Annotated in this window: 13 protein-coding genes; 9 read left to right on the top strand and 4 right to left on the bottom strand. The window is 50.2% G+C overall.

The window, feature by feature from the left end:
- Nucleotides 1–45 precede the first annotated feature (45 nt).
- The 4 genes from LBQ00_09305 to LBQ00_09290 are packed head-to-tail and all read left to right on the top strand — an operon-like array spanning nucleotide 46 to nucleotide 3,350.
- Nucleotides 46–960, top strand: coding sequence for a ParB/RepB/Spo0J family partition protein (locus LBQ00_09305; GenBank protein MDR2019038.1), 915 nt, complete (start codon nucleotides 46–48; stop codon nucleotides 958–960).
- Nucleotides 941–1,891, top strand: a complete 951-nt coding sequence (locus LBQ00_09300; protein MDR2019037.1) for a hypothetical protein — start codon at nucleotides 941–943, stop codon at nucleotides 1,889–1,891. Before LBQ00_09305 ends, LBQ00_09300 begins: the two co-directional genes overlap by 20 nt.
- Nucleotides 1,888–2,682 (top strand): SDR family oxidoreductase, encoded by a 795-nt coding sequence (locus LBQ00_09295; protein ID MDR2019036.1) that lies wholly within the window; start codon nucleotides 1,888–1,890, stop codon nucleotides 2,680–2,682. The genes LBQ00_09300 and LBQ00_09295 overlap by 4 nt, the downstream gene beginning before the upstream one ends.
- Before the next feature lie 2 nt (nucleotides 2,683–2,684).
- Nucleotides 2,685–3,350 (top strand): DUF4013 domain-containing protein, encoded by a 666-nt coding sequence (locus LBQ00_09290; protein MDR2019035.1) that lies wholly within the window; start codon nucleotides 2,685–2,687, stop codon nucleotides 3,348–3,350.
- A 306-nt stretch (nucleotides 3,351–3,656) separates the two neighbouring features.
- Here the strand turns inward: LBQ00_09290 and dinB are convergent, their stop codons facing one another.
- From dinB to LBQ00_09275, 3 genes are all read right to left on the bottom strand, one after another.
- The gene (dinB, locus tag LBQ00_09285; protein ID MDR2019034.1) at nucleotides 3,657–4,739 is read right to left on the bottom strand and encodes a DNA polymerase IV; all 1,083 of its coding nucleotides are present in this window, start codon (nucleotides 4,737–4,739) and stop codon (nucleotides 3,657–3,659) included.
- A 37-nt stretch (nucleotides 4,740–4,776) separates the two neighbouring features.
- Complete coding sequence (locus LBQ00_09280) at nucleotides 4,777–5,562, bottom strand: Sir2 family NAD-dependent protein deacetylase (GenBank protein MDR2019033.1); 786 nt, start codon at nucleotides 5,560–5,562, stop codon at nucleotides 4,777–4,779.
- Nucleotides 5,563–5,854: 292 nt separating this feature from the next.
- The gene (locus LBQ00_09275; protein ID MDR2019032.1) at nucleotides 5,855–7,450 is read right to left on the bottom strand and encodes an acyl--CoA ligase; all 1,596 of its coding nucleotides are present in this window, start codon (nucleotides 7,448–7,450) and stop codon (nucleotides 5,855–5,857) included.
- 44 nt (nucleotides 7,451–7,494) lie between these two features.
- On the opposite strand from LBQ00_09275, the gene LBQ00_09270 reads away from it, so the two are divergent.
- The 5 genes from LBQ00_09270 (at nucleotide 7,495) to LBQ00_09250 (ending at nucleotide 11,886) form a co-directional block, all read left to right on the top strand.
- On the top strand, nucleotides 7,495–9,132 hold the full coding sequence (locus tag LBQ00_09270; GenBank protein MDR2019031.1) for an acyl--CoA ligase: 1,638 nt from the start codon (nucleotides 7,495–7,497) through the stop codon (nucleotides 9,130–9,132).
- Between the two features lie 51 nt (nucleotides 9,133–9,183).
- Nucleotides 9,184–9,855 (top strand): ribonuclease III, encoded by a 672-nt coding sequence (gene rnc, locus LBQ00_09265; GenBank protein MDR2019030.1) that lies wholly within the window; start codon nucleotides 9,184–9,186, stop codon nucleotides 9,853–9,855.
- The gene (locus LBQ00_09260; GenBank protein ID MDR2019029.1) at nucleotides 9,852–10,874 is read left to right on the top strand and encodes a radical SAM protein; all 1,023 of its coding nucleotides are present in this window, start codon (nucleotides 9,852–9,854) and stop codon (nucleotides 10,872–10,874) included. The genes rnc and LBQ00_09260 overlap by 4 nt, the downstream gene beginning before the upstream one ends.
- A gap of 87 nt (nucleotides 10,875–10,961) precedes the next feature.
- Nucleotides 10,962–11,456 carry a DUF4870 domain-containing protein gene (locus LBQ00_09255; protein MDR2019028.1) on the top strand — a complete coding sequence of 165 codons (495 nt, stop codon included), beginning with the start codon at nucleotides 10,962–10,964 and terminating at the stop codon, nucleotides 11,454–11,456.
- A 31-nt stretch (nucleotides 11,457–11,487) separates the two neighbouring features.
- Entirely contained in the window at nucleotides 11,488–11,886 is a 399-nt protein-coding gene (locus tag LBQ00_09250) for a TM2 domain-containing protein (GenBank protein MDR2019027.1), read from the top strand.
- 128 nt (nucleotides 11,887–12,014) lie between these two features.
- On the opposite strand, the gene LBQ00_09245 is transcribed toward LBQ00_09250, so the two are convergent.
- A partial coding sequence (locus tag LBQ00_09245) for a CsgG/HfaB family protein (protein MDR2019026.1) occupies nucleotides 12,015–12,679 on the bottom strand: 665 nt, incomplete at its 5' end.

Genomic DNA, 12,679 nt, shown 5'->3' with positions numbered 1-12,679 from the left:
TTGACACTTTATCTTCGGTTCTGCTATTGTTTAAACTTTCTGATTATGGATTCTCTTCACATCATACGACTCGACAGGATCAACAGAGATGATCGGAGATTCTCTGTCTCCTATCCCATGGAGTCTCCTCTTCTTTTAGAATCAATCGCCAAGGCCGGTGTGATTCAGCCTGTGCTCTTAATAATAGACGGTCCCACCTTCACTGTTGTGACTGGTTGCAGGCGAATAGAGGCCGCCATGAAACTTGGCTCCATCTCAGTCCCTGCTATTGTGACCGACCGCCTAAGTGGGAAGGACGCCCTTCTCTGCGCGATTCACGATAATCTGAGCCGGGGGTTTAACGCCGTGGAAAAAGCGCTCGCCCTTTCGAAAATGGTCCGGATGGGTTTTCCCTTGGAAGAAGTAAAGGAAACCATGACACTCCTCGGACTCAAGACCCACGAAAAGATTCTCCGAACTTTCATTGCCCTGGCGGATTCAAAGGAATCGCTCAAATCATTCGTCGTCTCCAGAAATCTCTCTGTGACGAACATAGAAGGGCTCATGAGATTCGATAATGGCGAGATGGAGCAGCTCCTGTCTCTCTTTACCCAGATTCACACCACGGAAGGCTATCTGCGGGAGATACTCAAGATGGCGGCTCTAATGAGATTGAAGGATGGCCGTATTGATTTTCAGGGCTTATCCGGCTCGGAAAATGCGGAGGATTTGAGGACGAAACTGAAACATCGGACATTCCCCATGCTCTCTTCACTTCAGGAACAATTGGAGACCCTGCGTCGGAGGTGCGCTCTGCCCCCGAACATGGATATAAAGGTAGACCCTTCTTTTGAAAAGGAGTATATTGATATAGATATACGAGTCAAGAATATCAACGATGTGGAACAGGCCTTGGAAAAACTCGGCAAGGTCATGGAAGATGGATCACTCAGGAGTATGCTTGAGCTTACAAAAGGTTAATTTTGCCGAGACAAAAGGCAACATTGTTCGAAACTGCCCGGGGACGAAAAACCATATCTGCTGTGGATACAAAACGATTGATCTCATTGAGGGGTGTATCCTCTCATGCTCATACTGCATCCTGAAGTATTATATAAATTCCGAAGGGGTGAACGTCCATACCGACATACCGTACATTCTCTCCCAGATTGAAGCGGCAATCGACGAAAATTCCAGCGGGCATATCCCAAGATTCGGCACAGGAGAGCTCTCCGACAGCCTTGCCCTGGACAGGAGATTAGGGCTCAACGCGCCCCTAATAGAGTTTTTCGGCAAAAAACGAAAGGCCATCCTTGAGCTGAAATCGAAGTGGGCTTCCATTGGCCATCTCACTGACTGCCTGAATCCATACACGGTCATATCTTTTTCCCTTGCTCCCGAAAGGGCGATCATGCGGGAAGAGAAGCGGACAAGCCCCCTGTACAAGAGGCTCAGAGCAGCGAAAAAGGCTCAGGATCTCGGTTTGTTCGTGGGACTCCACTTCGATCCGATCATCATTTACGATGGTTTCGAAAAGGATTACGAGCGTCTCATTGAGGACATAGGCCAAATCCTTGACCAGGACAAGATTATCTGGATAAGCTTGGGACTTCTGAGATTCCCACCAAAGCTTATGGACCATTTTATTGAGAACGAAAGGAAGACCCTGCTCTCAGGAGAGTTCATAATGGGGGAAGACGGGAAATACCGGTACCTCAAGAAGGAGAGGGTGAAAGTCTACCGGATGCTATACAGGATGCTTACAAATAAAGAGGCTGACCTTTTTGTGTATCTCTGCATGGAGCGGCCTGATGTGTGGAAAGAGGTCACCGGCAGGGAAGTGAACGGAAATGAAGATTTGATCGCCCTTTTCGACGAAAGAATAAAAACATTGTACGGAGGTGCTCTATGAGGTTTAAGGAACAGGTTGTCTTCATCACGGGAGGAACGAGGGGCTTAGGCAAGGCCATGGCAAAAAAATTCCTGGCGGAAGGGGCTTTTGTCGGGGTAAACGGGATTCCAGGGGAAGCTGTAACCCTGTTTGAGGAGGAGTTTAAGGAGGAGCCTGTCCTTGCGTTCAATGCCGATGTCACCAATTACGAAGAGATGGAAAATGCAGCGGTAAAGACCGTCGAAAAATGGGGCAAGGTCGATGTCCTCATAAATAACGCAGGTGTGGTAAACGCCCTTATGCCCGCGGAAAAAATGAAGAAGGAAGAATTCGACAAGTCAATCGACATCAATCTGAAAGGTGCGTTCTACGCGAGTCAAATATTCGGAAAACGGATGATTCAAATGAAATACGGACGGATCATAAATATCGCGTCCCAAGTGGCGATGTTCGGAGAAAAGGGATTTCTTCCCTATGCGGTAAGCAAGTCGGGCTTGATGGTGATGGCAAGAACCCTCGCTTACGAATGGTCTCAATTCGGGGTGACCACATGCGTGGTGGCTCCCGGCTTCATTGGTGGAGGGATGAATGAAGGACTTATAAGAAAACAGGCATTCGTGGATTACCTCTCCTCCCGGACGCCCATCGGCAGAATGGCAAATGTGGAGGAATACGTGTCGCTCATACTGTTTCTGGCTTCCAAAGAAGCGGCATACATCAATGGCGAGACGATTACTATGGACGGAGGAATGACGGGGTACACCCCTGAATCGCTCCTTGATTTCATGGCCCGGGCGGTAAAAGGCAAATAATCATGGAGGTAATCCCTTTTGTCCGGTTCAGTTTGAACAGCCATTATATTACGCGATGGATATACGGGGGATTGCTGCTCTACATTCCTGTCCTTAACTTCTTTTCGCTCGGGTACCTGTCCAAGGCTTCCCGGCTTCTTATGATCGGAAGCATCGGACTCCCCACGTGGGAGCAAAGAGCCGAGATATGGCTTGAAGGCGCCAAGATGCTGCTCGTTTTCATTCTTTACGGTTCCATCCCCTTTTTCATGTTCTCTTGCGGGTTCTTTCTCACGGCCCTCTCCAGCGTTACAGGCTTATTCGGCACCATCATGATCAAGCTTTCATATGTGGCCCTGCTTATATCCTCTTTTTTTCTGCCCTTCGCGTTCATAACCTTTTCGGAACAGATGGATTTCAGAAAGGCCTTGGAATTTGAGAGAATCCTCCGGGGGATCAAAGAGGTCTTTATATCTTATTTCGTCGGATATGCGGGCACCGTGCTGGCGCTTTTCCTTTGCTGGCTCATAGTGCCCGCCCCAAAGTCCTATTTCCTTCAGCTCTTCACCATCGCCGCATTGTCTATGCTTACTTATTATGTACTGCTCATTTCAACCTACTATTTCACCAGGCTCTTCAGGAGGACATCCCTTTCGACGGAAATCCACGAGGGTCAATCTGGCAGTTAGACGACGGGACCAATAAAGAAGTCTTATCCCCATACATGTGCTGGGCGAAGAGGGTTTTTGGTTCTGCGGTGATGCGGTATATTACAAAGTTGACATTGACGACAGGTTAGCCATGAAAAGTGAGGTAAAGGGGCGGCTCTGATCCGGCCAGAATGGGACATGCCTTTGGCCGATAATGGCGTTATGTGAGTCGGCCAAGGGATGACGATTGGGTTTTACCCGCGCAAGGCAGACGGGACAGCGCGTATTAGGGAATGAGGCAAGCGGCTTAATAATTGGACTTTTGGACTATTAACTCACGGCCTTTCACTGCTCTTCAACGAGTTTTTCTACCCTCACGCCGATAAGCCGGATGAGTTTGCGTTTGGGGTTGAGCCTTCCGTCCACGAATGGCATGAGAAGCTTCATGGCTTCAAATTCGAGTTGGTTAAGTCGGCTTAGGCGCCTATGAAGGGTGCGGGACCTAGTCTTTGTTTCAAAGTCCGAAAAACGAACGGTGGCGACCACGGTACGGAACCCATGAAAACCACTTTTGTCGTGATTTGAGAGTACCTTGTCGCACAAGGATTTCAGCCGGTCAAAAATGAAGGTCACATCCAGGGTATCGTGGAGGAAGGTATCCTGTACCCCTATCGATTTCGTTTCATAGTATTCTTGAACGGGCGTATCGTCGAGAGCTCTTACCCGCCGGTAAATATCCGCGCCCCACTTGCCAAACAGGTCTTCCAGTTGCCGAGCGGTAAGGTTTTTCAGGTCGCGCACGGTCTTCACTCCAAGGCCGGCAAACTTCCGCTCGCTTTTAGGGCCGATTCCCGGTATCTTCCTGATGGGCAACGGCTCAAGGAATTGTTCTGCTTCTTCCGCAGTCACCACGGTCAGGCCGTCCGGTTTTTGCCGGTCCGATGCAATTTTAGCAATCAGTCTATTGGGGCCAATGCCGACGGAAGCGGTCAGACGCTCCTTATCCCTGATATCCTTCTTTATGAGGCGACAGATTTCCACTGCCTTGTCATATGATCCGGCAAAGGACAGGTCGAAATATGCCTCATCAATGCTTGCCTGTTCGATCAAGCCGGCATGATCTCTAAGAACAGTCATGATTTTTTGGGACGCTGCATTGTAATGCTTAAAATCAGGGGGCAGGAAAATGACAGGCGGAAGACCTTTTATATTGGCTTCCTCGGAAAACCGCCAAGCCTGTGCGATGGGCAAGGCGGAATGAATCCCATATCTGCGGGCTTTGTAATTGGCTGTGGAAACAACCCCCCTGCCCTTCCCTCTCATGGGGTCGGCGCCCACCACAATAGGTTTGTCCGCCCACTGCGGATTGCCCCGTTCTTCAACGGCGGCAAAAAATGCGTCCATATCAATATGTCCAATGATTCTCATATCAGGATTAAACGATGCAACGGTGATTATTCGATCTCTATGAGAGCTTGCTTTGCCCCATGATCCTTTTTACATGTTCCAGAATACCGGCCATGGTGGCGCCTGCCGGTCCGTTCACCACGATGTCGGCCATGGCGTCGTGCGGCGTTCCGTCGCGGTTTATGATCACAAGTCTGGCTCCTCCACGCTTTGCAATGACCGGCATGTACGCTGCGGGATGCACCAAAAGAGAGGATCCGATTACGATAAAGAGGTCACAATTCTCGGAGCGTCTGGACGCTTCCGCTGTCTCCCACTCGGGCATGGATTGGCCGAAGGAGATGGTTGCAGGTTTCAAAAATCCTCCGCAGGAATCACAGCAGGGGGCTTTGTCACCTTTCTCAATCCGGGTCTGAACCTCATCCCTTTTGTATCTCTTATAACACTTCAGGCAAGAGACGTGCATGGCAGTGCCGTGGAGCTCCAGCACTTTTTCGCTGGAATTGCCCGCCTTGCAGTGAAGGCCGTCTATGTTTTGGGTAATGAGGCAGTCGAGTTTACCGAGCCGTTCCATCTCGGCGATGGCAAGGTGGCCTGTGTTTGGTTTGGCGTCCTTCATGGCCTCGTACATCTCGGTAGCCATCTGCCAGTATTTTTCCCTTGATGTCTGCTTTGAGATAAAGTTCTGGAAATCGAAATCTTCAGGGTCGTACTTATCCCAGACGCCTCCCGGACTCCTGAAGTCGGGGATTCCCGATTCCGTGCTGAGGCCCGCTCCCACGAAGACGACTACAGTCTTGGAATTCACAATCAATTCCGCTATCTGACGGATCTTGTCTTCCATCTTTTATAACTCTTTATATCTATTTGTCGGCGCTCAAGCCGTGTCAGAGTCAAGATATTACGTTCCGCATGAGGAGTCAAGTCAAAAAACTTATTTCCCTGTCCGATACCCATCACCACGGATTACCTCAATCTCTTTGGAAGGAAATTTTTTCCAGAGGGCCATCTTTTTCGATACGGCCATTGATATTCACGAGGAAGGTGAGGAGTATTGCGGGCAACGTCAATGATCAATAGAAATCCCCGGCCCCCAAGAGGGGGCGGGGATTTTGTCTATTCTTCTCCGTTTGTCCTTACTGTTTCTTGAACTCTTTTTCCATCGCTTCTTTTGCAGGGTTCACGTAAATTTCCCGGAGCTTCGGCTTTTCAATCTTGCCTGCAGGGTTGCGAGGAATGGTGGTGTATACTATCTTCTCAGGCCATTTGTATTTTGCGAAGCCTATTTCTTTCACGAAGTCCAAGACTTCCTGATCGGTAATGGTCTGGTTGTCTTTCGGCTGTATGACAGCCATGACGATCTCGACGAGTCTCGGATGAGGATATCCGAAAACGGCCACGTCGGCGATCTTGGGGTGTTTCCTTAGAGCGTCCTCAATCTCAGCCGGGAAGATATTCTCGCCACCCCTGATGATAAGATCTTTGGACCTGTCGGCGAAGAAGATGAAGCCTTCTTCATCCTCATAGGCGAGGTCGCCGGTATAGAGCCAGCCGTCCTTTATCGTCTTGGCGGTCATCTCGGGATTAAAGGCGTATTCTTTCATGAGGCGCGGTCCTTTAAGTAGCAACTCGCCCACTTTGCCGCCTGTCAGCTTGTTGCCCGCGCTGTCCACAACCTTTGCTTCCATAAAAGCAGTGGCTTTGCCGATGGAACCCGGTTTTCTCATAATATCTTCGCCATAGCAGTTAAGAGTGCCGCCGCCGCCGCCCTCCGTGATGCCATAGATGTTGGAGACGGGGAGATCGGGGAATATCTTCTTTGAGTCCTCAAGCAGCACGTAAGGGACCGGCTGGGCGCCGATCTCGATGTGACGAAGCGCCGTCAGATCATACTTCGAAAGGTCGACCTTCCCCGTTTTGATGGCATCTATTACGTCAGACCATGTGGGGACCGTGTTCCAGCCGCCCGTACATTTCTCGTCGGCTATCGCTTTCAGGTAGAGTTCGGGCTGTGTCTCCATGGGCATGAGTATCTTGCCTGCGGCAATGTAACAGGGGAAAGAGAGGAAAAGGGTGCCGCTGTGATAGAAGGGGTGGGGTGAGAGATAGATGCTGCTATAGCCCTCGTTATACGTGAGGGCGTTTCCGATGCCGATGAAAAAGAGCGTCTCGTGGGTATGGGAGACCGGTTTCGGCGCTCCCGTGGTGCCAGATGTGAACATAAGTTCCGCCATGTCATCGCCCTTCATGTCCGCAAGAACGGGGGCAGGATCGCCCTTTTCCATTATCTCTTTATAGGACTTGAATTGAGACGGTACATTCTCGCCTAAGCAGATGAAATTTTTGCAGTAATCCATCTCCTTCATAATCGGCTCGACCCTGCCGATGAACTGTTCGCCAAAAAGAAAGGCCTTACACTTCGTCACGTCCGCCGCATACTTGATGTCGGCGCTCGCGAACCGGAAATTGAGCGGTGTCACTGTGGCGCCCGTCTTCAGCACGGCAATGTAGCTGGCGTACCACTCCATGGAGTTCATCATGAGATGGAGTACAATGTCGCCCTTTTTTACGCCGCACTCTTTGGTCAGGTAGTTCGCCAACTTGTTCGCCTGGTCATCAAACTGCTCCCACGTCAGGCTCCTCCTCAAGCCCTTCGAAGGGTAGGATTCAATGATAAACTCCCTCTTTGGAAATTTCGATGCATTTAGCCCGGAAAAACTCGCAAAATTCATATAACCCTCCCTCTTTATTTTGTGTTGCTTCATGTGTATATCCCATGATAGATTTAGCTGAGGGTTTTGTCAATATCAAAAAACGATTCGGGGTGGCCGAGATGAAAGATTTGCAAGTACACATTGGAGAAATTCTTGCGCGAAATGCCAGGATGTACCCACAAGACGTGGCGCTTGTGGAGCGTATCCCGGCGGAAAAGAAAAGGGTTGAAATCACGTGGAAGGAGTTTGACGACAGAGCAAACAAGTTTGCCAATCTGCTAAAAAAGAAAGGCGTCAAAAAAGGTGATAAAGTCCTCCATTTTATGCAGAACTCGATAGACTGGCTTGTCGCCTATTTCGGCGTGGTAAGGACGGGAGCATGGGTTGTGCCGCTCAATTTCCGCTTTACCGCAGACGATGTGAAGTACTGCGCCGATGTAGCCCTGCCTGTTTACGTGGTTTTTGACGAGGAGTTCGCGGGCAGAATCGACTCGATAAAAGACAAACTTCCCACAGTAAAGGGATACATATGCGTGGGCAAAAACACGCCGGCCTTTGCTGAATCATACGATGCGCTCATGACGGGGGCGGATGCGTCACCCCTCGACACGGAGATCCGTTTCGACGATCCTTGCGGATTGTACTTTACCTCAGGCACCACAGGACAACCAAAACCCATACTCCTTACTCACAACAACATGGCCTGCGCCTGCATCACGGAGAATGTGCACCATCGCCAGACAAAAGACGATGTGTTCATTCTTATTCCGCCCCTTTATCATACCGGAGCGAAAATGCACTGGTTCGGCAGCTTTATTGTGGGAGGGAAGGCCGTAATCCTCAAAGGCGTCTCTCCAGAATATACTCTTGAGGCAGTGAGCGAGGAAGGGGGAACCATCGTATGGCTCCTCGTTCCATGGGCCCAGGATATCCTCTTAAAACTCGACAGCGGGGAGCTGAAATCTTCGAATTACAAGCTCGGACAGTGGCGGCTCATGCATATAGGCGCCCAGCCTGTTCCGCCGGCGCTCATCAAGCATTGGAAGACTTATTTTCCGAAAATGGATTATGACACGAATTTCGGTCTCAGTGAATCCACGGGGCCGGGTTGTGTACACCTCGGCATGGGCAATGAGCACAAGATAGGCGCGATCGGTATCCCAGGCTTCAATTGGGAAGTGAAGATCATTGACGAAGACGGAAAGACAGTGCCCGCAGGAACGCCGGGAGAACTTCTGGTGCGAGGTAACGGCGTAATGAGAGAGTACTACAATAACCCCGAGGCAACTGCGAAGTCCCTCGTGGACGGCTGGCTATATACGGGCGATATGGCGAGAATGGACGAGGACGGTTTTATATGGCTCGTGGACCGCAAGAAAGACATAATCATTACGGGCGGCGAGAACGTCTTCCCGGTGGAGGTGGAAGATTTCTTCCATACAAATCCGAACGTGAAAGATGCGGCGGCCATTGGCCTGCCAGATGAGCGCCTGGGCGAGATCGTGGCAGTGATCATTGAGCTGGTGCCGGGCAAGACACTCACCACGGAAGAGGTAATGAAGTTCTCGGAGGCTCTTCCCAAGTACAAGAGACCCCGCAAGGTATTCTTCGGCGAAGTCCCGAGAAATCCGACCGGCAAAATTGAAAAGCCGAAACTTAGAAAACACTACTCGGGAATGGAAGAAGCATTCAAGATATAGAACGCAATGGGGCAGGGTTCCCCCCCTGCCCCATTTTAGGCGCAGCATATAGTGGATTATCCTACTCCTTTAGAAGAGATCATAAAGTACACGTTCAAGGATAGGGAACTTTTCGACCAGGCCATCACGCACACCTCATGCTTCAACGAAAAAAAGGCGTCACGGCGATCGAAAAACGAGAAGCTTGAGTATCTTGGCGATGCGCTTCTGAATACAGTCATCAGCATACTCCTTTACAAAAAATACAAAGACAGGCATGAAGGGTTTCTGAGCAACGCCAGGTCATACCTGGTCAAGAAAGGGACTCTCACGGAAGTGGCAAAAAGCATATCGCTCAATACTCACATGCGTTACGGCAGCGGAGACAGGGATGTTCCCGAAGAATCGAAGGTGCTTTCCAACACGCTTGAAGCGCTTATCGGCGCGGTCTACCTTGACGGGGGCATCAGAAAATTAACCAAGATGATCAAGGCGCTCTTTTCTCCTTATTTCGACGAACAAAAACTGAACGAGAAGAATCCTAAGAACATACTCCAGGAGTACTCCCAGAAGAGATGGGGTATACTACCCCAGTACAAATTGGCACGAAAAACGAAAGAAGGCTTCACCGTCATCGTCTGTGTCGGCGACGCCTTAAAGGCAAAGGGTACGGGCAAGAGCAAGAAGGAAGCGGAACGGCAGGCGGCGAGGCTGCTCTTGAACGAGATCAGGCAAGGCGAATGATCGTTCCTGTATTCCTGCCCCACCTCGGATGCGGAGACAGGTGCATCTACTGTGATCAAATGAGCATTACTGATTTACGGACCAACAATATGGAGGCCACAGTTGCGGCCCATCTCGGGTCCGTCCGGCAACCTATTGAGGTCGGTCTTTTCGGCGGAAACATATTTGGGCTTAAGGCGGACAATCTGAGGCGGCTTTTCGCTTTTTTTGAGCCTCATAGAGACAGGATCGTCGGTTTTAGGATCTCGACAAAACCCGTTCCTCTCGGCAATGAAATCATCCGTATCTTGAAAGAAAATGGAGTGAGAGTTATAGAGCTCGGTATACCGTCCTTTAACGATGGGATTCTCCGCGTGATCAACCGGCGGCATACGGCGGAAGACTTAAGGAGAAGCTTCCTGAGGCTCAGGGAAGAAGGTTTCACCATGGCGCTTCAGACCATGGTCGGCCTTCCCGGCGAGACTATGACGGACATCGCGGAGACGACCGAGCATTTGGCTACCCTTGCACCGGATTACGTGAGAATTTATCCCCTGGCAGTCCTCAAGGGGACTCCCTTGGAGACCATGTACCGGGAGGGTACATTTGTCCCGATTCCTTTTGAGAAAGCGGTCGAAAGGACGCTTTATATCTATCTCCATCTTTTGAAAAAAGGCATAAAAGTGGTAAAGATGGGTCTTACGGATAACGAAGTGATAAGTGACAGGATAATCGCCGGTCATTTTCACCCATCTTTCGGATACATAGTCAAATCGTGGGCCTTCCGCCTCGCCCTGGTGGCGAAACTGCGAAGCTTATCAGTTAGTGGCGGCCCGACAAAAATCCTCCTCAATCATCGCGATATCCCTCACCTTCTGGGCTACAAGCGGAAGAATATGGCCGAATACGGGAAGGAGGGGTTTTCCATCGAGTGGGAGACAAGGGAGATCACACAAGGCACATTCGTCATAGAGCTTGAAGGCCGGGCCGTGGAGGGAGATGTGTTCGACGCGCTAAGTATAGCAGCCGTGAGTAGTTAGCAAAAACACTTCACATTTTATGTTGACTTCAATTTCTGGTCAGTGATAGGGTAAATTTGTAAATTCCAATTTTAAAGAGGTGAAAGCATGTTTTGCAGGAACTGTGGAAAGGAAATGGCACAAAATGCAGACGTATGTCTTTCATGTGGGTTCAGGCCATCAAACGGCAACAAGTTCTGCAACAATTGCGGGGTAGAGACAAATCCCAACCAGGAGGTATGCATAAGATGCGGCGTCCGCCTTGCACACAGCGGGACCTCGGTGGACGAAGGAAAACTCTGGTGCATCCTTGCGTACCTGGGGATACTCTGTTTTATTCCTCTCCTGACCCAGAAACAGAACCGTTTTATAATATTTCATGCCAAACAGGGGCTGGTGCTCTTTATTACGTGGATGATTGCGTGGATTTTAAAGATCTTTGTCTCGTTTATCCCTTATATAGGACCGATTATGAGTGTAGTCCTGAGCTTGGTAGTCTTAGGCTGTTTTGTGATCGGAATTATCGGCATTGTTCAGGCCATTCAGGGGAAAGAGTGGAAGATTCCTATCCTGGGCGACTTTGCCGAGAAGCTCAATTTTTAGCCAACCTTTGATAAGAACATGAGGCTTACTAATGCATTGTAGAAATTGCGGAAAGGAAGTGCCTGTCGGTGCGGAATTTTGTATGTCTTGCGGAGTAAGGCCTAAAAACGGAAACGAGTTCTGTCATAACTGCGGGGTCGCAACGGACGCGAAGCAGGAGATCTGCATAAAATGCGGGGCAAGGCTTGCCAGCGCCTCAAGCCTCGGAGCGCCGGGAGAGAGGACTAAGATTGTAGCCGGATTGCTGGGGGTATTGGTCGGGGGTTTAGGCATCCATCGGTTCTATCTCGGCTACACAGTGATTGGAATTGTGCAGATCATCGTCACCATCTGCACATTAGGGTTTGGAGCCCTGTGGGGATTCATAGAAGGGGTACTGATCTTAGTCGGCACCTTCAGCAAGGACAAAGAGGGAAATATTATAAGGTGATATGGTAATTGATGCAGGGACTCCTTAAACGAGGAGTGCGCGAAATAGTCCATATCAAATAAAAATGCCCGGCTCAACCATGAACGGTGGCCGGGCATTTTTATTTGTCCGTCCCTACAATGGCCCTTCTACTCCAGGTCAATGGACCCCTTGGTCCGTTCCTTTCTCCTCGAATCTTTTGCGGCATACTCCTGCCAGCAAGAATCATCTCTCGGCATTGTCAATGAGCATTGGAGATATTCGGCCGCCTCAATAATACATCCTCTGATGGCTTTTCCCGTGGGAGTCTTGTTCTGGCTACTCAGACTTCCGGAAAAACCATGGTGGTACCCGCTAAGCCCCACGGCGCTTGACGATGAAGACGCCTCCACGGACCGCGCATCCACGATCTCTGAAGTGGTGGTATTGATTACCTTCAAATCTATGGCGATGTAAGCCTTTCTCGTCTCTCCGCCGATGCGAACCCCGAAAGCTCCGAAACCGCCGCCTGTTCCGCTCACATCTTCCTCATAGGAGGTCACTGTGGCAGCCACGAGATACTTCGCCCCCTTGATTGCCCCTATTTTCGCCCTCGTCCGTGTGTCTATCCTGCCAGAGGCTCCGAGATCCTGTTCCCCGAGCACCGCATCAATCTCCCGCCTCTCAAGAACCTGAAAGGACTTTGTGGCCGCAAGTTCCGCCGCGAGCATGTCCTGAAGTTCCTGACCCACGCTCCCGGTCCACCAACCTGCACGGGTATGATTCGTAAATCTCAGAACGCCGATCCTCGGCCTCTCCTGTGCAAACCCATATG

It is taken from the genome of Syntrophobacterales bacterium (assembly GCA_031274925.1).
Taxonomy (GTDB): domain Bacteria; phylum Desulfobacterota; class Syntrophorhabdia; order Syntrophorhabdales; family Syntrophorhabdaceae; genus PNOM01.
The sequence above is the reverse complement of the archived record's forward strand: the minus strand, read 5'-3'. Positions and strand labels throughout refer to the sequence as shown.

Bases quoted from the DNA above. Each gene is read 5' to 3' on its own strand.
- LBQ00_09255 (MDR2019028.1), top strand. From the start codon at position 10,962: ATGTTTTGCAGGAACTGTGGAAAGGAAATGGCACAAAATGCAGACGTA.
- dinB (MDR2019034.1), bottom strand. From the start codon at position 4,739: ATGAGAATCATTGGACATATTGATATGGACGCATTTTTTGCCGCCGTT.
- LBQ00_09280 (MDR2019033.1), bottom strand. From the start codon at position 5,562: ATGGAAGACAAGATCCGTCAGATAGCGGAATTGATTGTGAATTCCAAG.
- LBQ00_09305 (MDR2019038.1), top strand. From the start codon at position 46: ATGGATTCTCTTCACATCATACGACTCGACAGGATCAACAGAGATGAT.
- LBQ00_09260 (MDR2019029.1), top strand. From the start codon at position 9,852: ATGATCGTTCCTGTATTCCTGCCCCACCTCGGATGCGGAGACAGGTGC.
- LBQ00_09295 (MDR2019036.1), top strand. From the start codon at position 1,888: ATGAGGTTTAAGGAACAGGTTGTCTTCATCACGGGAGGAACGAGGGGC.
- LBQ00_09250 (MDR2019027.1), top strand. From the start codon at position 11,488: ATGCATTGTAGAAATTGCGGAAAGGAAGTGCCTGTCGGTGCGGAATTT.
- LBQ00_09290 (MDR2019035.1), top strand. From the start codon at position 2,685: ATGGAGGTAATCCCTTTTGTCCGGTTCAGTTTGAACAGCCATTATATT.
- LBQ00_09275 (MDR2019032.1), bottom strand. From the start codon at position 7,450: ATGAATTTTGCGAGTTTTTCCGGGCTAAATGCATCGAAATTTCCAAAG.
- LBQ00_09270 (MDR2019031.1), top strand. From the start codon at position 7,495: ATGATAGATTTAGCTGAGGGTTTTGTCAATATCAAAAAACGATTCGGG.